The following is a 26,446-nucleotide window of genomic DNA, read 5'->3' as shown; positions in this document are numbered from 1 at the left end:
CTATCCATGTCGATGACAATAGGACTTGCGGGGAAACCCAATGCAGGGAAATCCACATTCTTCAAGGCTGCAACACTGGCAGACGTGGAGATAGCAAATTATCCATTCACAACAATTCATGCAAACAAAGGAGTAACATACGTAAGGGCGCAGTGCCCCTGCGTAAGCCGTGACAAGCGCTGTGGCAACTGTTCTGATGGAATACGTTACGTTCCTATCGAACTCATAGACGTTGCAGGCCTGGTACCTGATGCGCACCAAGGGCGCGGGCTTGGTAACACCTTCCTCGACGACCTGAGGCAGGCACAGGCAATCATCCACGTGATAGATGCCTCAGGTGGCACTGACATAGAAGGAAATCCGGTTGATATCGGAGACCACGACCCTCTTGGTGACATTGATTTTCTCAACCGTGAACTCACCATGTGGATCTATAGCATAATCATGAGGAACTGGACAAAACTGTCACGCAAGATACAGGCAGAAGGACTCTCCATAGAGCACATACTTGCAGACCAGCTTGTCGGAGCAGGTGTGGACGAGCACCATATCAGTCGTGCCCTTAACGAATGCAATCTGGACAGGAACCATCTTACAAAATGGACCGAGGAGGACATCATTCATTTCTGTGACGTGATCCGCATCATGAGCAAGCCAATGATAATCGCCGCCAACAAAACAGATGTTGCACCACCAGAGAACATCACCAACCTGCAGGCACTTGACCAGATGGTAGTGCCCACCAGCGCAGCCGCAGAACTTGTGCTCAGGTCAGCATCCAAGGGTCATGCCATAAAATACGAACCGGGAGATCAGGACTTCACCATCCTGTCTGAAGAGCTCAACGCTGCCCAGAAAAAAGGACTTGAGAATGTACGCACCCTCATACAGAAAATGGATGGCACCGGCATACAAAATTGTATCAACAAAGCTGTTTTTGAGCTTCTTGACCTCATAATCGTTTATCCGGTAGAAGATGAAGGAAAGTGGACCGACAAGAACGGAAGAATGTTACCTGATGCATTCCTCATGAAAAAAGGCTCCAATGCACACAACCTCGCATATAGGGTACATTCCGACATCGGTGACAGATTCCTCTATGCAGTGGATGGGAAAACAAAGATGCGACTTGGGGAAAAGCACGAACTCAACGACGGAGATGTCGTGAAGATAGTCTCCACTGCAAAATAAAGATCAAAGCAAAGTATCAGGATATCATGAGCTTTGTAACTTCCTTCTATGAGAAGCACCTGTTACAGCAGGTCACGAAGTATCCCAGCCCCGAGCACGTATCCCTGGTACTCTCTGAAACCGACCTGCTGCAAAAAGGCGGTTTCAAAAAACTCAAAGATTACATCCTCTGGTGCAGACAGCTCGGAGTAAAGATTGCCAGCATCTACATTGACGTGCTGGACACCGAGGAAATACTCAAATCTGAAATGATAGACAAATTGACCTCAAAGCTCAAAGAGATCCTTTCGAAAACACCTAATGACGTAGGATATGAGATATATGAGGAAAACGGAGATGTCAGCTCAAAGAAGGAAGGAAAAGGAGTTCAGGTCTACGTTTCTGTTGGTTTCGGCGGGCGCAGGGAAGTTACAAATGCAGTGATCTCAATACTTAAAAAGGTAAAAGAAGGGAAGATCAAAGCATCGGAAATAAGCGAAAAAGATATAGAATCCAATCTTGTGATGAAATACGAACCGGACCTCTTCATCCGTTCCGGAGGAAAGCATCTGTCCGATTTTTTGATATGGCAATCAATATATTCTGAATTTTACTTCACCGATGTCAACTGGCATGACCTGAGGAAAATGGACATAATCAGGATAATAAGGGATTTTCAAAAACGCCAGAGAAGATTTGGGAAATAACTCATATCTCCCTGCACATCACAATGGCATTATCATCAAGATAATAACCGTCTATCTTCCCCTCTACTATAAAGCCATTCTTGGAATAGAAAAGTTGGGCTGCAGTGTTATTCTCCCTCACCTCAAGCATCATTTTGTTAAAACCATAAAGCTTCACAAGGTCAATACACCATTCAAGCAGTTTGCTTGCAATTCCCTGCCGCCTGTAGTCCCTGTGAACAGCAATACTCTGCAGGTGAGCTTTTCTCTTATCATCCGATGCGCTGACTATTGCATAACCAAGTACCCGATCATCCTCATAAACAAGAAACCCGGGATTACTAAGGTGTGCCTTGAAAAGAAAATCAGGCCAAGGTACCTTAAAGGAACAATCCTCTATTTCTACAATTTCAGGTATATCTGAGATCAATGCTCTTCTTATCATCATATCATTTGATTTGTTTTTAGGTTCTCTTCTCTGTGAGGCTTACTATTTATAGGATACATACTAAGAAGTTGCCGATGGCATACGGAGTTGTTATATGCACTAAATGCAGGAAGAATGCACAGATCATAGAGCTGGAAAGCTCAAAGACCACCCGTTGCCAGAGGTGTGATGCAACACTAACATTAAGGAAGTTACGCATCTTATTTTCAGCAGAGGAACTTAACGAAGCAATATCCTTCAGGACGCAGGTACAGGCCAGTATAGTGGAAAATGAAACATATACTATTCCGGCTGACAATGAGAAAGGTCCAGGAACCGAATATCAGGCATTTGGCCTGGATATCGGTGAGAAGACAGGATGTTTCATTGACAATAGAGTTTCTCAAAGAAAGAAAAAAGCAGATGAACTGATACTTAACGTACTCCGTTCCAATGACAAACAGATGCTTTATGGTGAACTGAAAAAAAAGGCCATTGATCTGGACGTTGATGAGGACAGATTCGACGATATTCTCAAAAAAATGTTACAGGCAGGAGAAATATACTCACCGTCAAAGGATATTATCCGGCTTGTGTAAACCACCATAATCGCTAATATCAAAATCAGATGCACAGATTTTTTTATATGATGGGAAAAATATAACTCTTGAAGCTATACAAAAAATATATCTAAAAAGATGTATAATATGTAATGTCTGAATAGTTAACTTCCAATTAATAAATTATTTGATCAGGTATGAATATGTCCGATAGAACCCTCGATATTGTGGAACTGCTACTTACAGCACAAATATATAACAAATATCCCGAGATGGATGTGAGTGATCTGCCCAAGGATATACGTAAATATTACTGGAGCAGGGATCACAAAACAGTTCTAAAGCCTATAAGGGTTACAGTTGCTGATATAGAAAAGATATTCGATATTGAGAAAATAAATAAGAGATCAATATCACTTCCTTTCATCACAATTGATGATATGGATTTTTCTGCAAAGGTCACAGCTCTTGAAGTGGGAGCAGAATGGTTTCAGAAAAAAGATGAAAACAGGGACAGAATATCGAAAAATCCCGTTCTTGCATTCTTTTTTGAGAAAAAGAAGACCGAAGGTGCAGACTACAACACTGCAAAATCAAGAGTAAGGCCAAAAGAAGTTGACAGGGAATGGATAGAATCCCTGATCGCAGATATTGAAAAAGAAGATGGCGGCCCCGAGATGCTCAAGCTGGCACAGATCAGCGCACCGGAAGATATACGCCAGACCATGGAAGACTTTGTCCTCACACCCGAACAGGAAGAGGAAACAAAGAAAATTGTCAAGGCGATAAAGTACAGGGATTACCTTAAACATATTGGCCTTTACGATGTCGGCAAGATACTCATGGTCGGACCTCCCGGAACAGGAAAGACATCACTTGCAAAAGCAATGTCAGAACACCTTTCCACCCCCTTTGTAGAGGTCAGGCTCTCAATGATAACCGACCAGTACCTGGGAGAGACTGCAAAGAACATAGACAGGGTATTTGCACTTGCCAAGAAATTAAGCCCTTGTATACTTTTTATTGATGAATTTGATTTTGTCGCAAAGACACGTTCATCCGATGAACATGCAGCACTTAAGAGAGCTGTGAATACGTTGCTCAAAGCCATTGATAACATCAGTCTCACAACAGACGGAGTGCTTCTTCTGGCAGCGACAAACCACCCAAAGATGCTTGATTCTGCTGCATGGCGCCGTTTTGATGACATTATGAAATTCCCCCTGCCTGACGCGGAAATGCGCAAAAAGATACTTGATATTGTCACAAAAGAGATAAAAGGTGACTTTGATACAGCAGAAATAGCAGCTCTGACACACGGATATAGTGGTTCGGACCTGCGTATGGTCATCCGTGAAGCTGTACTCAGTGCGCTTCTTACAGAGAGGACCGAACTTACAGAGAAAGATATGCTCAATGCAGTAGCATCATTCGATGAAAGAGCAGTTATCAAAACCAATGAATACGAAGAATAGGCACGTACAGGACAATTCATGAAGATAACAATTCTTGGAACAGGAGATGCTACCGGCACTCCTGTTATTGGATGTAATTGTCCTACATGCCAGGATGCTCATAACGGCGGTAAAAGTCAGAGAACCAGATTTGCAATCCTTGTGGAGTCACCAGAAGGTAGTGTGCTGGTGGATACAGGACCCGATCTTCGATACCAGTTACTCAGGCAAAATACGAAACACATTGACGGAGTAATATGGACTCACGGTCATTACGACCACTTTGCAGGTTTTGCTGAATTCCACAGGGTCCAGTACAATGTGGATGTTTACGGACTGCCTGAAACACTCGAATATATTCTCGGTTACCTTCAGTTCCTTCACCCGAAAAAAAATGAAAGGAATCTGTATGAACCTTTTGAGCTTATTGGTCTGGAATTCACTCTTTTTGAAGTCATACATCCGCCTGTGAAAAGGTCGGTAGGCGTAATGGTACGGGACGGAAATACAAAAGTGGTCATCACCGGAGATACCCAGAGGGACATTCCAGAGAAAAGTATCGAGACCATCATGGAGCCGGACCTGTTAATTGCCGATGCCATTGTCCCGCCTACAGTACAGGTCAAAAAACACATGAACACCGTAGAAGCTATGGACCTAGCCTGTGAAATTAAAGCTAAAAAAGTAGTATTCACACACCTTAGCCATTTCTTCAAGCCTCATGATGAGGCGGTCAAAGAATATCCCCTGGGCTATGATGGCATGGTCTTTGAATACCTTTGAGTTTAGTCCTTTCCTTTCTTTTTAGGAACAACTACCTGTTTCTCGATATTACTGCGGATCATTTCCAGTTTTTTCTTTTGAAGTTGATATCTGGAGATAACAAAGAGTGCAATTAAACCAAGAATAGTTGCAGCAACAGTCAGACCTTTTGGTGCTGATGTCGTGTAGAACTTAACGCTTATGAGTTTTGGTACTGGCTCCACATCTGCCGTATCTTCCTGAGAAGATCTGCCCAGCATGCCCAGAAAACCAGTCGTTTTCACTTCATTACGCCATACAAGGTTTTCACGACCTACCGTATCAACATAAAATTCATCAGGTGAAGGTTTGGGCTTGCCTATGAGTGAATTTCCGGTAGTATATCCCTCCGGTAAAACAAAACGAACTACAGACGGAGGAGTTGTAATGTATATGAAATCCTGACCGAGTGGTGTTGCCATTGTGTAAGCTACAAAACCTGTCATGGGTTCTTCAAATGTGATGAACACATGTTTTTGCCCGCGAATGACATCTTCTGTAATAGTATAATTGATATCAGAGCCGTTTTCCATCAATGAAAAATCAGTGAATTGTTCCGGTGTTGCGTTGGTTTTGTTAGAGATATCACCCAGTACAACAATGTTGCTTACAACCTCATTGTCTGAAGTGCTTAGATCTTCCAGAGGAATAATATCAATAACTGATTCATTCTCAATTATTGAAACGACCTTTGCAGACCCATTCTTAGAGAGATAGAAACTATGAGTAGGAATTAAAACCTCTTCAGCATAACTATCGTTAAGGAAAACCTCAAACTCGTATGCAGATATCACCTGCTGAGCATCTTCTTCATCTATAGGCACAAGTTCATCGATGCAGCCACCTGCAAAGAGGACAAGCCCGAGAAGACACAATACCAGAATCAAATGTTTTTTCATTGCTACACCAATTGATTATTTATTTTATCAAACTATCGCTACATATGCCATAATAATAACATAATAAGATAAATACACCCAGAACCCTGAAACTTGATATAAGCCTTCTTTTCATCCATTAGATTGTTCAAATTACCAGCCTTTTCTTCATGAGATTTATCGAAAGTATCAGCAGAATTATACTTGCAAGCAGAATCCATACAATATCAAACACCATGGATGTTGCAAGTGTTCCAAAAGCCAGTGACCTTATAACGTTCACCATGTGTGTCAGTGGTAAAAAAGCAATGGCAAAATATTGCACTGGTACCGGAAGAGCACTTAATGGGAAGAATGTGCCACTGAAAAGGAACATTGGAGTTATGAATAACAGAATAGGATAGCTGAGTGACATTATATTGGGAGTTATCGCAGTAAAACACATACCTATGGCTGCAAATAAAAGTCCGCCAAGGAATGCGAACGGGATTATAAGAAGTGAGTATCTCAAGTCGATCAAGCCGAAAAGAGCAATTACTGGAATCATCACTGTTGCATTTATCATGCTCCTGGTGGCTCCCCACAGAAGTTCACCAGCGATCACATCCTCTATCGTCAAAGGTGTTGCGATGATAGCGTCGAATGTTTTCTGGTAGTACATCCTTACATAAGAACTGTAACTGCACTCAAAAAATGCTGCATACATGACTGAAACAGCTATCAGGGCAGGAGCTATGAATCTGGCATACGGGACACCGTCGATGCTCTCTATGAATTTTCCCAGACCAAAACCCAATGCAATCAGATACATTATCGGCTCAAGGAAAGGAGGAAGAAAATTCAATTTCACATCCTTCATAAAAACATCCTTGTTTCGCTGCCAGACCTTATATGACCTGGAACTTATACCCGGAATCCTGAAGTAATCAACCATTTTCATTCCCGAAGCCTCCTGCCTGTGAGTTTCAGGAACACATCTTCAAGTGTTGCCGGCCTTGCGCTTATCTTTGAAAGAGAACATTCCATGAGCAGATATTCCGATAGCTCTATGGCATTATCAGGGTAAATCTGAACAATATCACCAATTATTTCGTAGTTGGCTTCCTTTTTTATGAGACAGTCCAGAAGTTGCTGGCTGTGTTCTGCCTCAATGATATCCGAACCTATGAATTCCTCAATAACTCCGCGAGGACTGCCTTCAACCAGTATTTTTCCATTATCCATGACCACAAGCCTGTCACAGAGCTTTTCCACCTCATCAAGGTAATGAGAAGTAAGAACAATAGTTACTCCCTGCTTTTGGAGACTGCGTAGCTTTTCCCATATGAGATGGCGTGCCTGCGGGTCAAGTCCGACGGTGGGTTCATCGAGTATCAAAAGCCGGGGACGATTTATAAGTGCTCTTGCCAGAACAAGCCTGCGTTTCATTCCGCCTGACAGGCTTTCTGTCATGACATCCCTCTTCTCCTGGAGATGTACAAAGTCCAGCAACTCCTCTATTCGTATTTCCGCTTCTACTTTCGGGATGTCAAAGTATCTGGAATAGACCAACAGGTTCTCATAGACCGTAAAATCACCGTCAAGATTGTTCTCCTGTGGAACAACTCCCATAAAGGATTTTATTTCCCTCTGATGAATTGTAACATCCATTTCCATGACATCCAGCTTACCTGCTGTTATCGGGGAAACACATTGTATCATCCGCATGGTAGTGGTCTTGCCCGCCCCGTTGGGACCGAGGAAGCCGAACATCTCACCTTCATCAATACTGAAACTTATATTGTTCACAGCTACAAGGTCTTTGAATGATTTTTGCAGGTTCTTTGCTACTATTATCGGAGCTATGGATAACCACCTTTATGGAAGTTAGAAAGGTTTAGTATTAATTATTTCGATTGAGATAATTCACAGGAAGAATATATGTGTTCAAACCTTTTTTGAATAATAAAGAACATATGTGAATGAAACAAGAGGATTGAAAATGACTGAACTGAAGAACCTGATAGCAACAGCAAAAGAGAAGGGATCTTTTCCAACCCTCCTGAAAGCCGCAGAGAAACTCAAACTCATAAATAAATACAGCAATGAAGGACCATACACTATTTTTGCACCGGTCGAGTCGGCTTTTGAACCAATCCCGGATGAAGTCATTGATGAATCCTTTGATGACCACGGATACCTTCTTGGTATTATCAACTATCACATCGTGGAAGGAAAATATACCACCTCAGACCTTGCAGAACTTACAGAGCTTGAAACCATTAGCGGGAACAAACTGAAAATCACGGTCAAGGATGGAATAAAGGTCGATACCGCAAAGATAATCGAAGCGGATATTGAGTGCACCAATGGAATCATCCACGCTATAGATGAGATATTGGTGCCGTGAAAACTCCGAACCAATATTTTTTTGAAATATATGACGGAGTAGAACACTACGTGTAATACCTCATAGATCAATAACAGAAAATGGTGGGACTGCGGAGATTTGAACTCCAGTCGCTAGACCCCCAGCCTAACAGGATGGACCAGGCTACCCTACAGTCCCGCAGGATTGTAACTAGATATACATTACAGTATTTTAGTGTTTCCGAGAACAGAAGGTTCAAAATAATAACGAAAAGGGAGTTACTGGGAACTCAGCCAGATATCGTAAGCCTCAACGACTTCTTCACCTTCTACAAAGACAAGGTCGTAGTCTTTACCATACTGCTTTGCATCACCTTTTGCAAGAGCCCTACCATTTTCGTCGTCCAGCATCTCGCAAACTACCATTACAGGGGTTATACCTGCTATCTTTGCAAGAGCAATGGAAAGTTCAGTCTGACCCATACGCTCATGGACAAGTCCTTTTGCAGCACGCAGGGTTGCAACATGTCCGGGAGTTCTGAATTCACTGCCGAAATGGACCTCTTCACCTTTGAGAGTCCTGTCGACAATCTCACCAAGTTTGTTGATTGTCAGTGCACGGTCATTATCAGGAATTCCGGTGCGTGTGTCCCTGTGGTTTACCCATATTGAGAATGAGGAGCGTGAATCGTATTTGAGGTCTCCGCCTTTTTCCACTATCTTGTGAAGTGCTGTGCTGCACTGGTTGGCTTCCCTTACTATGTCAGCCATGAAAGGAAGACCAAGTTCCTCTGATGCTTCTGAGTCAAGAGCAACACAGATGAGTCCACCTGCATCCTTGCGCATCCACCTTACATCGGCGGGTGTAACAGCATTTGCAGCAATGGTGAAGTCGGTTTCAGCCTCACGTCCCTCAAGATCGAAAAGCAGGATCATCTCACCGTTCTGAAGAGCCTTGATTGCCTTCTGTATATTCTTACTGTATTCTTTTGCACCTGAATCCATTTTATCACTCACACTAATCAGTTCTCGATCATCACTTACATTTTTGAGGGTTCTTCACCACGATTTTAACTTCATCATCGTCGCTTATCCCGAGCATCTCACGCAGTTTTACAGGCGCGATTATTTCCAGGAGGTCTGCCGGATAGTGCGTCCTGTCGGGTATGATGACAGCACCTTTTATGCCTTCTATCTCTATGGGATAGCACTTCCCTCCGCCAAAACTACGCTCACCATCGCTGAAACCATGGATAATGAGTGGCTGGAGGAAATCCATATTGTCACGCATCTGAGAACTCTGGTCCGTGAGTCTCACATTGAGAGTTCCGGGGAATGGTTTGAAGTCGAGTTTGTCCCTGAACTGGGACATGTATCCGTCCTTTGCAATGTAGTACTGTCCTTCTCCAAGACCTGTTATGACATGTCCGTAGAGTTCAAGGTCGGCGTAATCTTTGCAGAATATCTGCTGGTAATCAACATACTCTTTTTTGAGAAGCTCGATACCGGTATTGGTAAGCTGGACAAGCTGTCCCCCGGCAACAAGCTTTCTGGAAATGTAACCGTCCTCTTCAAGCTGTTTAAGCACTCTTGCAGCAGTCTTGGAACTGGCGGATATGTGGTGCATGAACTCTGTTGAAGATATCTTCAAAGGCTTCCCGATCGCACCGAGCAATGCCAGTTTTTTAAGGGACTTTGTTGTGTACATTGACCTACCACTCCAATCTCATATTTGAGTAGTATCTCATTTATGAGAAGAGAGTAAATAAATGTTTTGATGCATGAACCAGCACTGCAAATCGATGATGTCATGCCAATATTTGGCACACTATCAAAATATATATATTGTGTTTGTGCATATGACCTACCGTGATCAAATGAAGAGAACAACATTCATTTTTATAGGAATTTTACTTATAGCAATTCTATTGTCTGGTTGTGCGGAATCAACTGAAAAAGCCACCAGTGAATCTGAAGATTTAACCATAGGAGCACTTTTACCGCTTTCAGGAAATCTTGCATCTATCGGAGAAGCAAGCCAGGCAGCGATTGAAGTTTCAACCGAGGATATCAACGGTTATTTCTCAGGACTTGGTTCCGGAAAGAATGTAGAAGTGATTGTAAAGGATACAGAAAGTGATCCTGAAACTGCTCTGGAGAAACTCAAGGAACTTGATGAGATGGGAATAACTATCGTTATTGGCCCGCAGGCAAGCAATGAAGCAGAAGCAGTGCTGGATTATGCGAATGAGAATGGTATAACTCTTCTGAGTACTGCATCAACAGCCCCTTCTTTAGCTATTCCTGAAGATAACCTGTTCAGGCTTGTACCCGATGACACTAAACAGGGAATGGTTCTGGCTACATTCATGAGTGAAGAAGGAAACGGTGCTGTGGTCCCAATCTACATAAATGACGTATGGGGCAACGGACTCGTTGATGAGATCGGTGAGAATTTTGAGGAACTTGGCGGCACAATGATAGAGGGAGTTACATACGATACGGAAACAACAGACTTTTCTGCAGAAGTAGAATCACTCAATGAAAAGGTAATAGCTGCAACTTCTGAATATGAAGATGAAAACATTGCCGTACTTATTTGTTCATACGGAGAGGTAACAGATATCTTTGCTTTAGCTCAGAATTACCCGGGTCTTTCAGAGGTCGACTGGTATGCTACCGATGGTATAGCACTCAACAACAAGCTGATCACCAATGAGGATGCAGCCGCATTTGCTGCAACAACCAACATCAAGGCAGCTATGTACGGATACGTGAGAGCTAATGACATATACCAGGCAGTTGGACCTGAAATTGAAGAACAGCTTGGAAGAATGCCTGAGTCCTACGCATTGGCTGCATACGATGCTCTCTGGATAGCTACATTCGTGGATCTCGATTCTATCCCGGAGAATGATGAGAGTGTAAATCTTGCAATGAAGACACTTACAGACACATACTACGGTGTAAGCGGATGGACAATTCTAGACGAGAGTGGAGACCGAAAATACTGGGACTATGATATATGGACCGTCAGTGAAGGAGATGGAACTTACCAGTGGGAACTTTACGGCAAAGTACTCCTGCCATACAAGAATAACATGGTTATCATGCGTGGCGAAGAACTGACTTTTGCTTAATGAATGATGGTGGGTTCAACCACCGTTTACTTTTTTATTTTCTTTTTTGACCAAGGAGGGAAATTCCAAAATCAACAGCATTCGGTCAAGTGCAGCTTTTGATGAGTTCACTTTGCAGAAATCGCTTCGAGATAGAGATCTATTCCTTCTCTACGTGATTATCAAGTTCATATAGTGTCTGCTCTTGAGTATGGCATGCCGTCAATTCCGGCACTCAAGCAACATAAATACCATTCTCATCATGTTCTATTACAACTTTGAATTTATTCATAGGCATCAGAATCTAGTATTTTCTGTTCTCACAATGAATTCAATTCCCTCAATAAATCCTCAATTACAGGCTTTGCTTCAGGAATACCTTCTTTCACACTCAGCCATACAACTTCAATATTTACACCAAAATAAGCATGTATCAACTTATCTCTGATACCTGCCAAGTCTTTCCATGGAACAGCAGGATATTTTTGTCTGATATCATCAGGAACGTTGTTTGCTGCTTCACCAATAATCTCCAGTGCCCTGATAACAGCATACTGGGTCTTGGTATCTTCAATAAAATCATCGAATGAGCAGTCACTTACGAAGTCTTCTGCTGCATCCATGGCATTATAGATATCCTGCACATAGTCCTTTATGTCCCGAATACTAACACCTCAGACAGCTTCGACCTCGTTTAGTATATACTTTCCGATATTCGGTTTTAGTGCATCTTTCATAACCAGATCAACTTTCACTCCAAGAGAATCCGAAAGATAGTTCTCAAGATGAACGAATCTGAAAATAGTAGGTGTCTTGCTAAATTCTACCAACACATCAAGGTCACTTTCCAGAGTATGCTCCCCACGTACATAGGAGCCGAATAATCCTATGTAACTAATATTGTATTCTGTTTCCAACTCCGGTAGCATTTCATGGAGCTTTTTCCTATAAGTTTCAATATTATTTTTGCCTAGCATTTTCATCTCGAAAAGTGTTTTTCAGTTATATGTTATTTTTAATATGTATAAGTTCTCTGTTAATTTCAATACTGTTTTATTTCTTGAAACTGTTTACTTTATGTGGGTATGCTACCAGACAAATTAGAAAAGTTTCTCGCTAAACATGTATGGTTACAAAGAATTGGAGTTTACGTGGGCATATTTCTTATCATAGCCTTTGTATTCGCATTTATCTTTGGAATATTCAATCTCATTTTCCCCAACTTCACCTTCCCAAACAATGCCATCAACTACGACAACGAACGCTATCTCCTAAGCGCCCTCGTCCAAAGTCTTGCAGCCACCATCGCATTAGTTATCACACTCAGCCTTGTAGCCGTACAGCTCGCAGCCCAATCCTATTCTGCAAGGGTCATTGATGTCTACAAACGGAACCCTGATATGTGGATACTTCTCTGCATCTACATTATTACTATATTCTACGGGCTTGGATTAACCAAAATAATTGGACTTGGCATTTTAGGAAACTATATAGAGGGCGCCATTTTTGTGGCTTACTTCATGGGGTTCTTTGCTTTTATTTGTCTGGTGCCGTATATGCTGAAGACTTTGGATTTGCTGAAGCCTTCGACTGTGATTAAATTGTTGGCGATGGATATTACAAAAGAAAAACTGTTGGCAGTAATAAAAGATGAAAATGATATTGCTGAAAAAGACCCCATACAACCGATTATAGATATTGTTAATGCAGCCTTGAGTAAAAATGATTATGAAACAGTAAAAAATGGGCTTAATGTAATACAAAAAAGAACTCAAACTGTTTTTGAAGAAGTTATGCAAGTAGAAAAGTCATATTCACCTGATTATAAAGAGTTTCGTGATATCTGGGAATTAGAACCAATATTTATACATTTAAACCGGATTGCAGAAATTTCTGTTGAAATAAAAAAAGAAGAATTTTTTTGTTTAATCATCAAGAACATCGCTGATATTGGAATAAAAGCTGTTGAAAAAGAAGAATATGGTTTAGCAATAAAAACTATATTTAGCCTCGGAAACTTAGGAAATAGTGTCGTTAAAATTGGATTCCATGAAGCTACGGAAAGAACTATTCAATCCCTTGTAGTACTTGCTGATAAATCCATAAATTCATCATATGATGCTGAAATTATAGAATATGTAGTAGGCGAGCTATCAGAAATTGCAATCCAAGCATTAGAAAATAAGAGATACTTTGCAGATGCTATTGTCAGATCTATACAAACAATAAGTTACAGTAGTATAAGCAAAGGGTGGGCTAATGTAACAATAGCCGATATCGCGAGTAGTTTAGAACTTATAGGAATTATAGCTATAAAATCACATCAATATCAAATCGCGATTGAGGTCATAACTACATTAGGAAATATAGGAATAAAAACGATAAAAGAAGCCGGAGAAGAAAGTGTTTATGGAGTTACTGTGACTTCTTTTGCATTAAAAAACATAGAGATTCATGCAATTGAAAAGAGAAAAAGAGAGGTCTCAAAGGCAGCAAAAGATAATCTTATCAAATTGCTTGATGAATCAAAAAAACACAATATTGGAGCAATAATTGACGAAATTAAAAAATTAATGGAGTGAGTCTTTTAAAGTAGAATACTCATTCCTCATCATCCACAAACATCCGTGCCACCAAACCCAAATGATCCTCGTGGAACGGGTCAAGCTCTTTTCTTTGCAGTACCTCGAACTCGATATCAAAGTCGCTTTCAAGTTTACGAACCTCTTCCTTGAATACCTTTTTTGGGCTGGCTACGGTGTCGATGCTTCTTGACTTGATTGAGAGCATCAGGTGGCCGTGTTCTTCTAGGAAGTATTTTGAGTTGATGGCTGCTATCTCAGCCTGGTTGGGCTGGGCTACGTCCTGGAATATGACGTCCGCTTTTTCCACGATATGTGCATAGGACTGGGGTTTGTTGGCGTCAGCCAGTATCGGGATTATGTTCGGGCGCTGGTCGCAGAGCTGTATAAGGTCACGCATGGTGCGTGGGGAGAATTCCACGGCGTAGACCAGACCGTCCGTTAGTATGTCGGAAACGTGGCTTACTGTTGTTCCTGAGGCAGCACCAAGATAGAGGACTGCGGAATCAGGTTCTATCGGATTTTCGAAGTTCTTGAGCACCATGGCTCCAAGTTTACTTCTGCTGGGGTCCCACTGGCGGTATTCGATACCATCATCAACAATGAGACGCTCACCGTAAACACTCAGGCCGGGCATGATATTTTTAGTTGCAAGCACCTTCCTGTCACCGATATCCAGTTCATAGATACCGCGATATAACTCTTTAACTGACATTAGCGCTTACCTCCTTTCCTCTTGCCTCTGTGTGTTCTTTTACCGCCCTTGCCCTGTGGCTGGGGTTTTGGCTCCCTCTTTGGTGGATTTGGGTTGGCATTCCTTATGTGTTCCAGTTTCTTTTCAAGGGCCTCCTTGATGGATGGCTCCAGTTCACCGGAATAGAAATCAGTTCTTGCAGCCAGGCTTATCTTGGAAGCAAGTGCCCTTGCAAGCTTTCCTCTCTGCCACCAGGGTGCATTCTTGATCGCCGGATTGTTGAAAATAATACCGTGTTTAGGGGACGGTGCCCGGGAGCGCAGATGCTTGAAAAGCGCCCTGTTAGCACCAATAACCTGGACCGTGCTGGACGGGAAAGCTGCAAGTTTCTGCAGGCTTCCTGCCATGCTTATAAGACGGGCACCAAGAGATGCTCCTGTGATATTGCAAAGGTTCGGTGCAACCGAGCCCATGCTCGTATTAATGTAATTCTCGATATACCTGCGGGTATCATACAGACTGCAGATATTGTTGGCAAGAGCTCTCAAAAGCTCCTCATCGATAAATGAAAGTTCAGCACCCATGGAAGTTGATGCCTTTTCGGACAAAACATGTTCCTCTGGCACATTTGCCCGTGAACCATAGGCAGAAATGAATCTTGCAAGCTCCTCACCTGTCATTTCCAGCTCAGGGAAATACCTTCCGTACCACTCGAAAAGGCGCTCACTGAGTTCATTCACATTCTTATCTATATCATCCAGCGCCTCAACAGCCTGGATAATCCTTGAATCATCAGTATCAGTCTGTGATATCTGGCTCTTTGCAGCCCTGATACACACATCCCTCAGGAGTATATCGTAATCCTCGTCAAGCTCGACAAAACCGGACTCCAGAGCAACCTCACGGATATCCGGCCTTTGAACCGGAACAGACTGCACGTTTTCCTGCAGCTCAACAACAAGTCCGGACAGCTTTTCAGGGTCTTTATCAAACAGACTGCAATCCTCTAGCTCACCGGCATCATTTACCTTGAGCTTTCCAAACCAAGTAGTGAATTCCAGATCAAACCCTCCTTATTTCCGCACCGGTGTTGTTAGCCTTTGTAACTATAACCCTGCCGCCTATTGTTTTATCAAGAAGCTCCTGCACACCCTCCTGAAGATAGGCAGCATCCTCATTATTATCAACTATACCAAAAACAGCCGGCCCAAATGAACTCATACCGGCGCCGTAAGCACCATTGTCCTGCATCAGTGTCATCACATCCCTCACTACCTGATGCTGAAGCTGTACCTCTCGCTTCTTAAAACCAATATTCTGTATGTGATTAATGCAATAACCAAAAGATTCGATATCCTTCTCAATAATAGCAGGCATCATCTTCATCAGTATGATATGAGACAATTCCTGCACCTCACTAATAGGAATCGGGCATTCCTGCTGGAATATATTGACCTCTTTTGCATCGTGTGCTCCCAGGGTATCAGGAAGTGCAAGCACTATATCCCAATCAGGGAAATCATGCCTGAACAACACAGGAGCCGGGTCTGCCCTGCTTGCAGATGATGGAGAAAATGAACCTTTATCAATGAACCTGTGGCCACCGTCAACAATGAAGCCACCCATTTCAAATGAAGCTACACCAATTCCTGATGTGCCGCCGCGTCCCACTGCAATAGCAAGCTCTCTTACACTCATGCCAAGATCATATAATTCGTTCACAGCAGCAGCCGCGGATAAAGCCGCCTGTGTTCCGGAACCAAAACCAACATGAGCCAGCATATCCTCTTCGATCTTAAGACTTATCCCCTCACCTTCAGGAAGTATCTGCTTAACAGCATTCAGCATCCTTTCAGCAAGAAATGAGTCACCCACCACTTCAATAGTATCTGACTTCTCTGCAGATATCAAAACATGGGGTGATGCCAGAGAAATACCGGCGCCACCATCCACTCTGCCAAGTTGGGCATTCATATCAATAAGAGTGAGATGGAGCCTTGATGGGGACTTAATAGTAATCATGTCATGAAGTATCAGTGACACATACTATTAAAGATTAACACTTGATTTTTTAGAATCCTTTTTAATCAAAAAGTGCCATGAAAAACGCAACACTTCCCAGTTCAGAATAAACAACAGGATCACAGAAATAAAACGATACAACCGGACCCTGACAGTTCCGGACATATCAAGGTCCAGTCGGCTGTCAACAAAATCAGGTTCCAGTTGCATTACCAGGTTCTCGGAGTGACATGCCAGGTAGCCTTTCAGCGCATATACATAGCCACATGCCATTCCGGTATATGCAGGGTCAGAAAAGCCAAACGCTACATTGACCTTCGCATGAGGAATTCTGATGGAATGGATTATCCCCTTCAGTAACCGGAGCACAGGTGATCTCAGTTGCCTGAAAGCCTGAACCATCTCTGAAAAAGACATATCTGTTTTCTTTTTCTTTTTTTCCTTTTTTGGTTTCTGAAAATGTTTTGTAACATGCTCAGTTACAAACTTCTCTGCATCCTTTACTTCCTCTGGAATATCTTCATCATCGTCTTCTTTCGGACTAACAAGCCTGGAAAACAGTAGCCAGTGTACGGTTACCGCATGTTCAATATCCGTACCGGAACCCTTCGCCTCAAAAACAATATCAATAGCTGCAAACAGAACTAAGAGTACAGCAAGTATGATAAGAAGCAGTATCACCACTAAAACAGATAACATAGCTGCTCCCCGGCAGGACCATCAATAAAAATAAAGGGATCAGTCTTCAGAAGACTCATCTGTCCCTTCACAGGGTTCTGAATCATCCTGACAGCTGTTGCCTTTCTTTGATTTCTTCATTGACCTTATCTTGTCGATAAGTCCCGGAACCGATTCCAGTAATTTTCCGAAATCTGCCTGGCCGGATACAGACATCAGGCGTGTGCCTTCTGGGGAAATCACTATGAATGCCACAGGCTCTATCTTTGCGCCTGCACCGCCGCCGCCGCCAAAACCTTCTTCCTCACCTTTCTTCTTGCCCTCGCCGCCACCGCTTCCAAATCCAAAGGAAACCTTGGTGACAGGAATAATGGTGGTATCTCCAACAACCATCGCTTCCCCGACAACGGTCTTGGTGCTCACAAGTCTTTCAAGTTCTGCGGATACTTCCTTCATAAGATCTTCAAGTGCCATACTAAAACCCCTTTAAGAATAATGGACTTTTATTACTAATATTATTTACTGATAAAAAAAGAGTCACCAGAATATAAAGAAGTAGCCCACTAATATAACGGGAACATGTAGCACCTATGGGACCGTAGTGCACAAATTATTGGCACTATGCGTTATCCTGGAAGAAATTCATAAGGGAATATTTTACTTTCTGTGGCTCCACATCAATGAATTCTTCCCTTTCCTCAGGCGGGAATATCTCAAACACTGAGAATTTACCAAACTTTTTCGGTGCATCTGTGGTAAAACGCCCATCCAGAAGTATCCTCACACCATAGTCATCAGGAGAGCGCACGACTCTTCCCATTGCCTGGCGTATCTTACGGATAGTTGGCACCTGAACTGCATATTCCCATCCTGCGCCATAGCCGAATGTATGATCATAAGCCGACTCCACAGCGTTCATTCTGTCGTTTAGGGCTGGATATCCCACACCTACTATAATGACCGTCCTGCCCCTGCCGTCACGATAATCGATACCTTCGCTGAGTGTGCCCCATAGATAAGAAACAAGTACAGCTTTACCACCGGACTCGCCCATCCTGAAGAAATCCTCCCTTATTTCCTGGGATGAAACACCTACCTCATCAAGGAAAACAGGCACATCAACTCTGGATTCCAGTTTATTATAGTACCTTCTGGCCTCGAATGAACTCTGGAAAAAGAGGATAACGTTGCCTTTACTATACTCTACAGCATCGAAGATGACCTCTTCAAGAGCCTGTAATGTCTGCGGGTCGTCCCTGGTCTTTGCAAACAAAGGCGGAACTGAGACTGATAAGGTCAGGCGCTTGTCTTCAGGGAATGATGTTGCATAAGCGATCTCGCAAGTAGGTCTTCCAATTCCCAGCGTGGATTTTACCATATCGAATGGACGCAGGGTGGCCGACATAAGTACAGCCGAGAAAACAGAATCAAACAATGGTTCCGTTACATTCTTTGGTATGCATGTGAAAAGTTCGATACGACCGTATATCTCATCACTGAGATCACGCCTGACATTGAGAACCGGATAGTAATTCAGGTTATTTGAGAGTACTAGATATGATGACAGGAAGTCTGCAGCGTAGCGAATGTTAGAACGCTTAAGAACTCCGCTCAATCCCTTCTTGTACTGTTCACGATAATTCTCATCAAGCATCTCACCGAATGCACTTGCCTCTGAAAGTGTTGTCTGTATCGCAGCCTCATCCCCAAAACCTGCTTCCCTTGCAAGTTTTAGGAATTTACCCTGTACCACGTCATTGCGCTCGTATGGGTCACTGATACGCATATCATACCAGTGCCTTCCAACTCTTTCCCTCTCGCCGAACTTGAATCGGGAGTTATAGACCTCACGCATAATGTTGAGAAGTATCCTCAACAGGTTGTGGGCACCGCCATCGGGCATTTGGTCCATATTAGCCTCGATCTCAGCGATCGCTTTTTCCAGCGTATGCTCTGTGATAGTGATAGATGAATGTGATCTTGCGGCAGATTCAATATTGTGTGCCTCGTCAAAGATGACAATAACATCCTGAGGTTCTTTTTCAAGCCAGTTGAGCACTGTCATGAATATATCCGAATTCAATACGTGATGGAAATTGCAGATAACCAGTTCTGCATGTTTAAGTTCACGTTTCAGCAATTCATAACCGCACATACTTTTCTGGGAAGCATATTCATTTACTTCCTCGGGGGTGCGCACATCATCGAACAGCCACTGCCTGAAAGTTTCACCGTCGTAACGCAGCACCTCATAAAGTTCATTGCATGAGCGTTTACGAAGTTCTTTTGCCTTTTCCTCAGCCACGTCCAGCTCCTTTGAAAGAGCATCACGCAGTGCCACTAGTGCTGGGTCCTTTGAACGTTTATAAGTCTCAAATGCAGACTTCATTTCCTGTTTTTTAAGGACAATTTCCCTTTCGGTTTCCAGAAGATCAAAAGTGTTCTCGCGTCTGAGCCTGCATTCTTCATAATCAGTCTCATTCGGACACATTGCAGCCTTTCCCTTTACCACTGCAACTTTCAGATCGTTAGTCTGCCTGATCTCACGTGCCTCATTGATAAACTGGACCATCTGCTGGTGAACATTGGTAGCTATAATTACCGTTTTCTGGAGCTGTTTTGCCACATTCAGAGAAGGTGCCAGGGCACTGAGAGTCTTACCTGTACCACATGCTCCTTCAAAAAGTATGATCTCTTTGTTTATGAGGGAAGAATGGATCTTATCCATTGCATCCTGCTGGTTTGGATAACAGGTTTCTTTCGGAAAATATCTCATGTATCCACTTTTGCCGCTCATCGAACTACCCCTATGATCTCACATTACTTAAACGGTTTTGATACAATGAAATGTTAGTCTGCCAGAATGACCAAACATTCTAATTCAGAGATGATACACTGGGTCTGCATATCGAATATTTTGATTGAAACCATTTTAGTTTCTTTCAAACCATAATTATCAGAAGTATTTGTCATACCGTTGACTGCAACATGTACTGAAGAAGGAGAACTCCCATCAGGACTATCGTGTCCACTCAAAATAACTTTCTCCCCTGCAGACCAGACGCCATCCAATATATCAGGATTATTTGAAGCATACGGCGAATCTTTTCCATTAATAGTGAGATCATCATAACTGACGAATAATTCGCCATAGAGAAACGATCCTCCATGTGCAGCAACGCCCGTGTAACCACTCCCTTCACCACATATTACAATTCTTGTAGAATCTGTAAGCAAAGGATCTCCACCTTTGTGCATCAAGTACAGGAAATTTTCTTCATATTTCACAGAATTTGGAACGCCTCCCACTACAGACTCCACTTCAATCGATGCCATAGGAGCTTTACCAGGAAACAAAGCAGTATCTCCGCCATACACAGAAGAGACCGTTATACCTGCCAATAACAGAGTTAGGAAAAGCATTATTACGACTCCTATGACTGGAGATATACCTTCAACGTGACGTGTAAAATTCAAAATTTGTTTTTGCACGAGCACAATTTTATGAAGAACTATATAAATTAATCTTAATTACTTTAATATATCCTCACCAGTATAATACAATTGGAATTAAAAATACCGATAGCAATGCAACTACCAAAGAAAGTCAAGACTAAACAATATGAGTGCAGGCAACCCTATTTTAAACAGATAACGATAGCTTTTTATCTCACTTGTGTTATGATAGAGTGTAGAGTCCTACTAATATATTGTAGAGATATATACATATAAAAGCGAAAGCGCATTGTTATGCAATGTAAAGGAGCGTAAAACAAATGGTAGCAATTATTACTGTCGATGAATGTGTCGGTTGTGGAACATGTATAGATGAGTGCCCTGCAGAGGCAATTACACTTAACGGTGAAAATATTGCAATAGTTGCAGCAAGCGAATGTCTGGACTGCGGTGCATGTGTCGATGTGTGCCCAACAGACGCAATAGCAATGGAATAAAAATAATATTTTATTCCATATTCTTTACTTTTCTATTCTTTTTTTATCCCAGAGGGAGACTAATGCCAGAAGTAATCAAAGCAGGTATTTTGGGGGCAACAGGTGCTGTCGGCCAGAGATTCATCCAGGCACTTGAAAACCACCCATGGTTCGAAATAACATCACTTGCAGCATCAGAAAGAAGCGCAGGCAAGACATACGATAAAGCAGCCAACTGGAGACTTGAGAGCAAACTTCCGGACTCCGTCAAAGACATGAAAGTGGTCCCTGTAGACCCAAAGAAAGTTGATGCTGATGTTGTATTCTCAGCACTGCCATCCGACTACGCAAAAACAGTCGAGGCTGAATTTGCAAAGGAAGGATTCGTTGTTGCAAGTAATGCATCCGCATACAGGATGGAAAAAGATGTGCCACTCGTAATCCCGGAAGTCAATGCAGACCACCTCGGACTCATTGACGTACAGCAGGATAAGCGCGGATGGGATGGCTACATCGTTACAAACCCAAACTGTTCCACAATTGTCATGGTCCCAACACTCAAGCCGCTCATGCAGTTCGGACTTGAGTCGGTCACTGTTGCTACAATGCAAGCAATATCCGGTGCAGGATATGATGGAATTGCTTCAATGGCAATACTCGATAATGTTGTCCCATACATTGGCGGCGAAGAAGAGAAAGTGGAAACCGAGCCACTGAAACTCCTCGGAGAGTTCGATGGTACAAAAATAATAGATGCTGATATCGAGATTAGTGCATCCTGTAACAGAGTACCTGTAATGGACGGACACACCGAGAACATCTGGGCAAAGATGACACAGAATCCAACACCGGAGCAGGTAAGGGAAGCATTCCTCAATTTCAATCCAGGTCTTGGAGACCTCCCAACCGAACCAAACCCTGTCCTAATCGTAAGGGACGAGCCAGACAGGCCACAGCCACGCCTTGACAGGAACATGGGTAACGGAATGGGTATCACAGTAGGCCGCATAAGAGAAGGCATACGCTACACAGTAATGGGACATAACACCGTTCGTGGAGCTGCCGGGGCCAGTGTACTCAATGCCGAGTTACTTCACAAGTTAGGTAAACTTTAAACAGGCGATATAATGCTAAATGACAGTACGACAAGAACGATATTCATGGCAATACTGTTACTCAGTTGTACTGTCACGAACGCATACGCATCCATGTTCGAACTGGAGATAGTGCCTATTTCTAAAATAAAGGAAGACCCCACTGTCTATGATAGTACGATGGCTTATCGCAAGATAAGTGTAATAGGAAATATATCAGAATTGACCAAACAATCTGCAATCCTTGTCGATGGTCAGGATTCATTGAAGATTGACATATCCAGAATAGAACTTTTCGATGGGTTCAATATAAACGATCAAATTATGACTACCGGGGAGTTCATATATGAACCGGTAGGAGAAAGCACATTAATGCCCACATATGTCCTCCATTATCCAATTGAAGATATGGGTCTTGTTAATATTAGCAGCATTGTCAGTGATCCAGCCGACCATAATGGACGGTACATGACCGTTGTAGGGAATGTATCAAGTCGTGAAATGAGCATGGGAAGATATACCATCACCATTGTGGACAGCGAAAACAACGCCATGAAGATATATTATTACGGATCTACGGAACTTGGAATCGGAGACGACATAAAAGCCTTCGGACTTTACAATGGCAATGCCCTTCACAGTGAAAGTATGACCCGGAACAAGTCACCTCTTTCTATTACAACGCTTGTACCAGGCTTTTCTTCAATCATGGGAGCTGTCGCAATCCTATCTCTGGCGTTACTTTTAAAATCAAAACAGCGTAACGACTAGAGATTATCATGTTAATTATATTATCAGTCGGTGGATCAATACTGGCAAAAGAACTTAGTCCGGATAGCTTTCTCGGATATGCTGATGCGCTTAAAGAGCTTGCGAAAGAGCATGAGATAGTAGTAGTAACCGGAGGTGGCGCCGCTGCAAGAGATTACATCAATGTGGCACGCAGCACAGGTGCAAATGAGGTCGAATGCGATTACATCGGTATTGACATAACCCGCCTGAACGCAAAGTTGCTCATTTCTGCAATTGGAGATGCCGCATATCCTGAACCTCCAAAGGACTACAAACAGGCCCAGGAAGTTTTGTCTTCTGGCAAAATAGTAGTCATGGGAGGAGTCATTCCCGGCCAGACAACCGATGCAGTAGCTGCAATCCTGACCGAATATCTTAGGGCGGACCTGTTAGTCATATCCACAGCCGTTGACGGAGTATATTCTGCAGATCCCCGCAAGGACCCGCATGCTACCAAATATGCGACAATGACAGCAAAACAGCTCGTTAGCACAGTGATGACGACAGAAATGAAAGCAGGATCTAAATCACCAGTTGACCCACTTGCTGCAAAAATAATAGAGCGCTGCAACATTGAAACTATAGTGATGGAAGGTAGTGACCCACAGAATGTCCTGAAAGTCATCTTGCAGGAAAGCGAGAAGAACAGTGACAAAAAAGGCGTATACCTTGGAACCAGAATAATCGGTTAAATTAAAGTTAAAATACAATTTGTGGCTTCTTAGATGTAAGCCACAAGATAATCGGATGTTTCCGCAGGCGTTTCCTTGCCGGAAACAACTTCTTTTAGTTTCTGATTAGACATTTTAAGTGTTTTTATTGTTTGCTCGAACTTTTTCATTTGCTCTTTTGCCTTTTGGACCTTCGCGTTTTCAACTGCAAGTTTTTCCATCAGGGCTTTGCGCTGCTCCTCAGGAATTTCTGCATTCTTGATCTGTAATTGATAATTTAAAGAGACTTTTACATATTTACGAAACATCTCGTTCATGACATCAAGGTCATTTTCCAGTTCTGCAATTGTTTTTGCCATACGAGGGTCACACTCCTTTAAGTGAAAGGCCGCTATTGATAAGTTGTTTTGATCTAGAACATAGCAAACTATACGTCCACACTTAAAGGGTACAAATACAGACATATATACATATCGATTCTTTAGAATATAATGACCATCATCATTATGAGGTCTTAAAAGGAATAAAAAATAGAAATTAACAGATAAGGTTCTTAGTCAGATCACACAACTGGAAAGTTGTTACCCTCGGATTGGCAGCAAGTGTTGCCATAAATTCTTCCTTGCATGAACTAGGAATATCAAGAAATCCCCTATCCTTTTCTATGAAATCTACTATTGGAACATTGTCAGAAATCTCTACAACATCATAACCGTTTATCCTGAACATTGCCTCCAGAATTTCGATCTTTTCATCTCTCTGACCTTCATTGACAAGTTCGATAACCATACTGTCATTTGCTTTTTTATAACATTCACAATTTTCAAGCACTGCAAGTCCTGCTTTCATAGCATTCGATGCTGCAAAGATGTGAAGAAGACATGCGTTTCCCTCTTCGAACATATCTCCAACTGCCTTCATGCCTTCGAGAAATCCTTTCTCTATAAAGTCATTGATATCCAAACCCATTTCGAGGGCATCCATAGCTACGTTTTCAGCACCCTCCTCATCAAAATCCAGAATCGAATTCTTTGCATTTTCTATGAGCTGTGTTATAATTTTTTGTTGAGACAATATATCATCTCTCTGATATGGATCAAGTATCCCAAATTGCATGGTTATGCAAGTTTGTAATAAATTTGACAAAAATCTAATAAGATATAAGAGTTGCGACTTAAAAGCAGACATTTGTCACGAATCTACATAATTAAATAATAATATCACAAATAAATATGAAAAACGTTATTATTGAACAAAATGTGAAAGTATGCAGAATATAGGGCCATTATAATAAAATTGAACTAAAACACAGAAACAATGTAAAATACAGAAAATATAAGAAAATGCATCCATGAAGGATGCACAATATGAATTTACTTTCCAAGAACTATTCTTGCGATATCGTCACCGACATCAGAAGTTCCGGCAGAGCCACCCATGTCATAGGTACGGACCTTTGCTTCAAGTATGTTAGTTTCGATAGCAGAGACAATAGTATCTGCAGCTTCCTTTTCACCGAGCTGCTCTATCATCATAGCGCCTGCCCAGATGGTAGCGATTGGGTTGACCTTGTTCATTCCCTTGTACTTTGGTGCAGAACCGTGAATTGGCTCGAACATACTGGTACCCTCAGGGTTGATATTTCCACCAGGTGCAAGTCCAAGTCCTCCCTGAACCATTGCGCCAAGGTCAGTGATGATGTCACCGAACATGTTTGGAGTCACAACAACATCGAACCACTCAGGATTCTTCACGAACCACATGGTCATTGCATCAACGTAGTTGAAGTCTGTAGTAACATCCGGGTGCTCTGATGCAACACTCTCAAATTCCTCTCTCCAGAAACCGTAGATATCAGAAAGCACATTTGCCTTGTCAACAGATGATACGTGCTTCTTGCTCTTCTCAGCAAGATCGAATGCGTACCTGATAACTCTCTGTGTACCTTCCTTTGAGATCATACCGATCTGGTAGCCGATCTCCTCACTGTCAGTCTCAATGTCAAGACCGAACTTTGCAGAGTAAAGGGATCTTGAGACTTCCAGGAGGTCCTTGCTTTCGCCTTTCTTTGCACGTCCGCCTATTCCGATGTAGAAGTCCTCGGTGTTTTCCCTGACAACTGTAAAGTCAATGTCTGCAGGGGTCTTGTCCTTTATAGGTGTCCAGACGCCCTCAAGCAACTTGATAGGACGAAGGTTCACATACTGGTCAAAGTAGAACCTGGCAGCAAGCAATACTCCTTTCTCAAGGACACCGGGTGCCACTCTTGGGTCACCAATTGAACCAAGGTAAATAGCAGAATACTTGGAAAGCTCCTTCAGGGAATCTTCTGATATTAGTTCCCCTGTTGCAAGATAATGGTCAGCACCGTGTGGGAACTCTGTCCATTCAACATCAAATCCAAATCTCTCGCCTGCAGCATCGATTACCTTGCGGCCTTCGGCAATGATCTCAGGCCCTATACCGTCTCCTGGAATTACAGGTATTTTATACTGTGTCATAATTACTCCTAAGATAGATCTTCTTGATAATTACAA

Annotated in this window: 30 protein-coding genes and 1 tRNA gene; 12 read left to right on the top strand and 19 right to left on the bottom strand. The window is 42.5% G+C overall.

All coding sequences use genetic code 11. From position 1 onward, the window contains the following. Positions 1 to 6: 6 nt before the first annotated feature. Together RE476_RS11080 and RE476_RS11075 are read left to right on the top strand one after the other, a co-directional pair. On the top strand, positions 7 to 1,191 hold the full coding sequence (locus tag RE476_RS11080) for a redox-regulated ATPase YchF (RefSeq protein ID WP_309307698.1): 1,185 nt from the start codon (positions 7 to 9) through the stop codon (positions 1,189 to 1,191). Positions 1,192 to 1,217: 26 nt separating this feature from the next. Beyond that, positions 1,218 to 1,877 carry an undecaprenyl diphosphate synthase family protein gene (locus tag RE476_RS11075; protein WP_309307697.1) on the top strand — a complete coding sequence of 220 codons (660 nt, stop codon included), beginning with the start codon at positions 1,218 to 1,220 and terminating at the stop codon, positions 1,875 to 1,877. A gap of 1 nt (position 1,878) precedes the next feature. Here RE476_RS11075 and rimI read toward each other — a convergent pair whose 3' ends face one another. Continuing rightward, positions 1,879 to 2,304, bottom strand: a complete 426-nt coding sequence (gene rimI / locus RE476_RS11070) for a ribosomal protein S18-alanine N-acetyltransferase (protein WP_309307696.1) — start codon at positions 2,302 to 2,304, stop codon at positions 1,879 to 1,881. 74 nt (positions 2,305 to 2,378) lie between these two features. Here rimI and RE476_RS11065 point away from each other — a divergent pair, with 74 nt between their 5' ends. The 3 genes from RE476_RS11065 (at position 2,379) to RE476_RS11055 (ending at position 5,080) form a co-directional block, all read left to right on the top strand. Beyond that, a complete protein-coding gene (locus RE476_RS11065) occupies positions 2,379 to 2,882 on the top strand; it encodes a DUF5817 domain-containing protein (RefSeq protein WP_309307694.1) in 504 nt (167 codons plus the stop codon). Between the two features lie 164 nt (positions 2,883 to 3,046). Further along, the gene (locus tag RE476_RS11060; protein ID WP_309307693.1) at positions 3,047 to 4,318 is read left to right on the top strand and encodes an ATP-binding protein; all 1,272 of its coding nucleotides are present in this window, start codon (positions 3,047 to 3,049) and stop codon (positions 4,316 to 4,318) included. 18 nt (positions 4,319 to 4,336) lie between these two features. Next, on the top strand, positions 4,337 to 5,080 hold the full coding sequence (locus RE476_RS11055; RefSeq protein WP_309307692.1) for an MBL fold metallo-hydrolase: 744 nt from the start codon (positions 4,337 to 4,339) through the stop codon (positions 5,078 to 5,080). Between the two features lie 2 nt (positions 5,081 to 5,082). Here RE476_RS11055 and RE476_RS11050 read toward each other — a convergent pair whose 3' ends face one another. The 3 genes from RE476_RS11050 to RE476_RS11040 all read right to left on the bottom strand — a co-directional run bounded on the left by RE476_RS11050 (position 5,083) and on the right by RE476_RS11040 (position 7,764). Continuing rightward, positions 5,083 to 5,997: a hypothetical protein gene (locus RE476_RS11050; protein ID WP_309307691.1), complete on the bottom strand. Its 915-nt coding sequence runs from the start codon at positions 5,995 to 5,997 to the stop codon at positions 5,083 to 5,085. 127 nt (positions 5,998 to 6,124) lie between these two features. Further along, positions 6,125 to 6,916 (bottom strand): ABC transporter permease, encoded by a 792-nt coding sequence (locus RE476_RS11045; protein WP_309307690.1) that lies wholly within the window; start codon positions 6,914 to 6,916, stop codon positions 6,125 to 6,127. Further along, positions 6,913 to 7,764, bottom strand: a complete 852-nt coding sequence (locus RE476_RS11040; RefSeq protein ID WP_309307689.1) for an ABC transporter ATP-binding protein — start codon at positions 7,762 to 7,764, stop codon at positions 6,913 to 6,915. The genes RE476_RS11045 and RE476_RS11040 overlap by 4 nt, the downstream gene beginning before the upstream one ends. 193 nt (positions 7,765 to 7,957) lie before the next feature. On the opposite strand from RE476_RS11040, the gene RE476_RS11035 reads away from it, so the two are divergent. Continuing rightward, on the top strand, positions 7,958 to 8,365 hold the full coding sequence (locus tag RE476_RS11035; RefSeq protein WP_309307688.1) for a fasciclin domain-containing protein: 408 nt from the start codon (positions 7,958 to 7,960) through the stop codon (positions 8,363 to 8,365). Positions 8,366 to 8,446: 81 nt separating this feature from the next. Here the strand turns inward: RE476_RS11035 and RE476_RS11030 are convergent. From RE476_RS11030 to RE476_RS11020, 3 genes are all read right to left on the bottom strand, one after another. Further along, positions 8,447 to 8,524: transfer RNA gene (locus tag RE476_RS11030), tRNA-Pro, on the bottom strand. Positions 8,525 to 8,604: 80 nt separating this feature from the next. Next, positions 8,605 to 9,330: a 3,4-dihydroxy-2-butanone-4-phosphate synthase gene (gene ribB / locus RE476_RS11025; RefSeq protein ID WP_309309607.1), complete on the bottom strand. Its 726-nt coding sequence runs from the start codon at positions 9,328 to 9,330 to the stop codon at positions 8,605 to 8,607. Between the two features lie 31 nt (positions 9,331 to 9,361). Further along, positions 9,362 to 10,033 (bottom strand): winged helix-turn-helix domain-containing protein/riboflavin kinase, encoded by a 672-nt coding sequence (locus RE476_RS11020; protein ID WP_309307687.1) that lies wholly within the window; start codon positions 10,031 to 10,033, stop codon positions 9,362 to 9,364. A gap of 169 nt (positions 10,034 to 10,202) precedes the next feature. On the opposite strand from RE476_RS11020, the gene RE476_RS11015 reads away from it, so the two are divergent. Continuing rightward, positions 10,203 to 11,465 carry an ABC transporter substrate-binding protein gene (locus RE476_RS11015; RefSeq protein WP_309307686.1) on the top strand — a complete coding sequence of 421 codons (1,263 nt, stop codon included), beginning with the start codon at positions 10,203 to 10,205 and terminating at the stop codon, positions 11,463 to 11,465. 299 nt (positions 11,466 to 11,764) lie between these two features. Here the strand turns inward: RE476_RS11015 and RE476_RS11010 are convergent, their stop codons facing one another. Both RE476_RS11010 and RE476_RS11005 read right to left on the bottom strand, forming a co-directional pair. Then, positions 11,765 to 12,067 carry a HepT-like ribonuclease domain-containing protein gene (locus RE476_RS11010; RefSeq protein WP_309307685.1) on the bottom strand — a complete coding sequence of 101 codons (303 nt, stop codon included), beginning with the start codon at positions 12,065 to 12,067 and terminating at the stop codon, positions 11,765 to 11,767. Positions 12,068 to 12,118: 51 nt separating this feature from the next. After that, on the bottom strand, positions 12,119 to 12,427 hold the full coding sequence (locus tag RE476_RS11005) for a nucleotidyltransferase family protein (protein WP_309307684.1): 309 nt from the start codon (positions 12,425 to 12,427) through the stop codon (positions 12,119 to 12,121). 102 nt (positions 12,428 to 12,529) lie between these two features. Here RE476_RS11005 and RE476_RS11000 point away from each other — a divergent pair, with 102 nt between their 5' ends. Continuing rightward, positions 12,530 to 14,026 carry a DUF2254 family protein gene (locus tag RE476_RS11000; RefSeq protein WP_309307683.1) on the top strand — a complete coding sequence of 499 codons (1,497 nt, stop codon included), beginning with the start codon at positions 12,530 to 12,532 and terminating at the stop codon, positions 14,024 to 14,026. Between the two features lie 19 nt (positions 14,027 to 14,045). On the opposite strand, the gene RE476_RS10995 is transcribed toward RE476_RS11000, so the two are convergent. The 7 genes from RE476_RS10995 to RE476_RS10965 all read right to left on the bottom strand — a co-directional run bounded on the left by RE476_RS10995 (position 14,046) and on the right by RE476_RS10965 (position 20,912). Further along, positions 14,046 to 14,741, bottom strand: a complete 696-nt coding sequence (locus tag RE476_RS10995) for a fibrillarin-like rRNA/tRNA 2'-O-methyltransferase (RefSeq protein ID WP_309307682.1) — start codon at positions 14,739 to 14,741, stop codon at positions 14,046 to 14,048. Further along, entirely contained in the window at positions 14,741 to 15,658 is a 918-nt protein-coding gene (locus RE476_RS10990) for an NOP5/NOP56 family protein (protein WP_309307681.1), read from the bottom strand. Before RE476_RS10990 ends, RE476_RS10995 begins: the two co-directional genes overlap by 1 nt. A 124-nt stretch (positions 15,659 to 15,782) precedes the next feature. After that, entirely contained in the window at positions 15,783 to 16,742 is a 960-nt protein-coding gene (locus RE476_RS10985) for a beta-ribofuranosylaminobenzene 5'-phosphate synthase (RefSeq protein WP_309307680.1), read from the bottom strand. Positions 16,743 to 16,769: 27 nt separating this feature from the next. After that, positions 16,770 to 17,441: a DUF2953 domain-containing protein gene (locus RE476_RS10980; protein ID WP_309307679.1), complete on the bottom strand. Its 672-nt coding sequence runs from the start codon at positions 17,439 to 17,441 to the stop codon at positions 16,770 to 16,772. A gap of 39 nt (positions 17,442 to 17,480) precedes the next feature. Next, positions 17,481 to 17,894, bottom strand: a complete 414-nt coding sequence (locus RE476_RS10975; protein WP_309307678.1) for a GerW family sporulation protein — start codon at positions 17,892 to 17,894, stop codon at positions 17,481 to 17,483. A gap of 145 nt (positions 17,895 to 18,039) precedes the next feature. Further along, the gene (locus RE476_RS10970; RefSeq protein WP_309307677.1) at positions 18,040 to 20,217 is read right to left on the bottom strand and encodes an ATP-dependent DNA helicase; all 2,178 of its coding nucleotides are present in this window, start codon (positions 20,215 to 20,217) and stop codon (positions 18,040 to 18,042) included. Positions 20,218 to 20,270: 53 nt separating this feature from the next. Continuing rightward, positions 20,271 to 20,912 (bottom strand): type IV pilin N-terminal domain-containing protein, encoded by a 642-nt coding sequence (locus RE476_RS10965; protein WP_309307676.1) that lies wholly within the window; start codon positions 20,910 to 20,912, stop codon positions 20,271 to 20,273. Positions 20,913 to 21,196: 284 nt separating this feature from the next. Here RE476_RS10965 and RE476_RS10960 point away from each other — a divergent pair, with 284 nt between their 5' ends. The 4 genes from RE476_RS10960 to pyrH all read left to right on the top strand — a co-directional run bounded on the left by RE476_RS10960 (position 21,197) and on the right by pyrH (position 23,930). Next, positions 21,197 to 21,373: a 4Fe-4S binding protein gene (locus RE476_RS10960; protein ID WP_309307675.1), complete on the top strand. Its 177-nt coding sequence runs from the start codon at positions 21,197 to 21,199 to the stop codon at positions 21,371 to 21,373. Positions 21,374 to 21,435: 62 nt separating this feature from the next. Then, positions 21,436 to 22,467, top strand: a complete 1,032-nt coding sequence (asd, locus tag RE476_RS10955) for an aspartate-semialdehyde dehydrogenase (protein WP_309307674.1) — start codon at positions 21,436 to 21,438, stop codon at positions 22,465 to 22,467. A gap of 12 nt (positions 22,468 to 22,479) precedes the next feature. Then, entirely contained in the window at positions 22,480 to 23,217 is a 738-nt protein-coding gene (locus RE476_RS10950) for a hypothetical protein (RefSeq protein WP_309307673.1), read from the top strand. 8 nt (positions 23,218 to 23,225) lie between these two features. Next, the gene (pyrH, locus tag RE476_RS10945; protein ID WP_309307672.1) at positions 23,226 to 23,930 is read left to right on the top strand and encodes a UMP kinase; all 705 of its coding nucleotides are present in this window, start codon (positions 23,226 to 23,228) and stop codon (positions 23,928 to 23,930) included. Positions 23,931 to 23,959: 29 nt separating this feature from the next. Here the strand turns inward: pyrH and RE476_RS10940 are convergent, their stop codons facing one another. The 3 genes from RE476_RS10940 to RE476_RS10930 all read right to left on the bottom strand — a co-directional run bounded on the left by RE476_RS10940 (position 23,960) and on the right by RE476_RS10930 (position 26,410). Then, on the bottom strand, positions 23,960 to 24,268 hold the full coding sequence (locus tag RE476_RS10940; protein WP_309307671.1) for a hypothetical protein: 309 nt from the start codon (positions 24,266 to 24,268) through the stop codon (positions 23,960 to 23,962). 178 nt (positions 24,269 to 24,446) lie between these two features. Then, a complete protein-coding gene (locus RE476_RS10935) occupies positions 24,447 to 24,983 on the bottom strand; it encodes a B12-binding domain-containing protein (RefSeq protein WP_309307670.1) in 537 nt (178 codons plus the stop codon). Between the two features lie 299 nt (positions 24,984 to 25,282). After that, positions 25,283 to 26,410 (bottom strand): isocitrate/isopropylmalate dehydrogenase family protein, encoded by a 1,128-nt coding sequence (locus RE476_RS10930; protein ID WP_309307669.1) that lies wholly within the window; start codon positions 26,408 to 26,410, stop codon positions 25,283 to 25,285. Positions 26,411 to 26,446 lie beyond the last annotated feature (36 nt).

Origin of the sequence: Methanolobus mangrovi (assembly GCF_031312535.1) — an archaeon.
In the GTDB taxonomy this organism is placed as follows: Archaea; Halobacteriota; Methanosarcinia; order Methanosarcinales; family Methanosarcinaceae; genus Methanolobus; species Methanolobus mangrovi.
This window is presented reverse-complemented; position numbering and strand designations above follow the sequence as displayed.

Excerpts from the sequence above, each read along its gene's own strand:
- RE476_RS11080 (WP_309307698.1), top strand. The coding sequence starts at position 7 with ATGTCGATGACAATAGGACTTGCGGGGAAACCCAATGCAGGGAAATCC.
- RE476_RS11075 (WP_309307697.1), top strand. The coding sequence starts at position 1,218 with ATGAGCTTTGTAACTTCCTTCTATGAGAAGCACCTGTTACAGCAGGTC.
- rimI (WP_309307696.1), bottom strand. The coding sequence starts at position 2,304 with ATGATGATAAGAAGAGCATTGATCTCAGATATACCTGAAATTGTAGAA.
- RE476_RS11065 (WP_309307694.1), top strand. The coding sequence starts at position 2,379 with ATGGCATACGGAGTTGTTATATGCACTAAATGCAGGAAGAATGCACAG.
- RE476_RS11060 (WP_309307693.1), top strand. The coding sequence starts at position 3,047 with ATGTCCGATAGAACCCTCGATATTGTGGAACTGCTACTTACAGCACAA.
- RE476_RS11055 (WP_309307692.1), top strand. The coding sequence starts at position 4,337 with ATGAAGATAACAATTCTTGGAACAGGAGATGCTACCGGCACTCCTGTT.
- RE476_RS11050 (WP_309307691.1), bottom strand. The coding sequence starts at position 5,997 with ATGAAAAAACATTTGATTCTGGTATTGTGTCTTCTCGGGCTTGTCCTC.
- RE476_RS11045 (WP_309307690.1), bottom strand. The coding sequence starts at position 6,916 with ATGAAAATGGTTGATTACTTCAGGATTCCGGGTATAAGTTCCAGGTCA.
- RE476_RS11035 (WP_309307688.1), top strand. The coding sequence starts at position 7,958 with ATGACTGAACTGAAGAACCTGATAGCAACAGCAAAAGAGAAGGGATCT.
- ribB (WP_309309607.1), bottom strand. The coding sequence starts at position 9,330 with ATGGATTCAGGTGCAAAAGAATACAGTAAGAATATACAGAAGGCAATC.
- RE476_RS11020 (WP_309307687.1), bottom strand. The coding sequence starts at position 10,033 with ATGTACACAACAAAGTCCCTTAAAAAACTGGCATTGCTCGGTGCGATC.
- RE476_RS11015 (WP_309307686.1), top strand. The coding sequence starts at position 10,203 with ATGAAGAGAACAACATTCATTTTTATAGGAATTTTACTTATAGCAATT.
- RE476_RS11010 (WP_309307685.1), bottom strand. The coding sequence starts at position 12,067 with ATGGATGCAGCAGAAGACTTCGTAAGTGACTGCTCATTCGATGATTTT.
- RE476_RS11005 (WP_309307684.1), bottom strand. The coding sequence starts at position 12,427 with ATGAAAATGCTAGGCAAAAATAATATTGAAACTTATAGGAAAAAGCTC.
- RE476_RS11000 (WP_309307683.1), top strand. The coding sequence starts at position 12,530 with ATGCTACCAGACAAATTAGAAAAGTTTCTCGCTAAACATGTATGGTTA.
- RE476_RS10995 (WP_309307682.1), bottom strand. The coding sequence starts at position 14,741 with ATGTCAGTTAAAGAGTTATATCGCGGTATCTATGAACTGGATATCGGT.
- RE476_RS10985 (WP_309307680.1), bottom strand. The coding sequence starts at position 16,742 with ATGATTACTATTAAGTCCCCATCAAGGCTCCATCTCACTCTTATTGAT.
- RE476_RS10980 (WP_309307679.1), bottom strand. The coding sequence starts at position 17,441 with ATGTTATCTGTTTTAGTGGTGATACTGCTTCTTATCATACTTGCTGTA.
- RE476_RS10975 (WP_309307678.1), bottom strand. The coding sequence starts at position 17,894 with ATGGCACTTGAAGATCTTATGAAGGAAGTATCCGCAGAACTTGAAAGA.
- RE476_RS10970 (WP_309307677.1), bottom strand. The coding sequence starts at position 20,217 with ATGAGCGGCAAAAGTGGATACATGAGATATTTTCCGAAAGAAACCTGT.
- RE476_RS10960 (WP_309307675.1), top strand. The coding sequence starts at position 21,197 with ATGGTAGCAATTATTACTGTCGATGAATGTGTCGGTTGTGGAACATGT.
- asd (WP_309307674.1), top strand. The coding sequence starts at position 21,436 with ATGCCAGAAGTAATCAAAGCAGGTATTTTGGGGGCAACAGGTGCTGTC.
- RE476_RS10950 (WP_309307673.1), top strand. The coding sequence starts at position 22,480 with ATGCTAAATGACAGTACGACAAGAACGATATTCATGGCAATACTGTTA.
- pyrH (WP_309307672.1), top strand. The coding sequence starts at position 23,226 with ATGTTAATTATATTATCAGTCGGTGGATCAATACTGGCAAAAGAACTT.
- RE476_RS10940 (WP_309307671.1), bottom strand. The coding sequence starts at position 24,268 with ATGGCAAAAACAATTGCAGAACTGGAAAATGACCTTGATGTCATGAAC.
- RE476_RS10930 (WP_309307669.1), bottom strand. The coding sequence starts at position 26,410 with ATGACACAGTATAAAATACCTGTAATTCCAGGAGACGGTATAGGGCCT.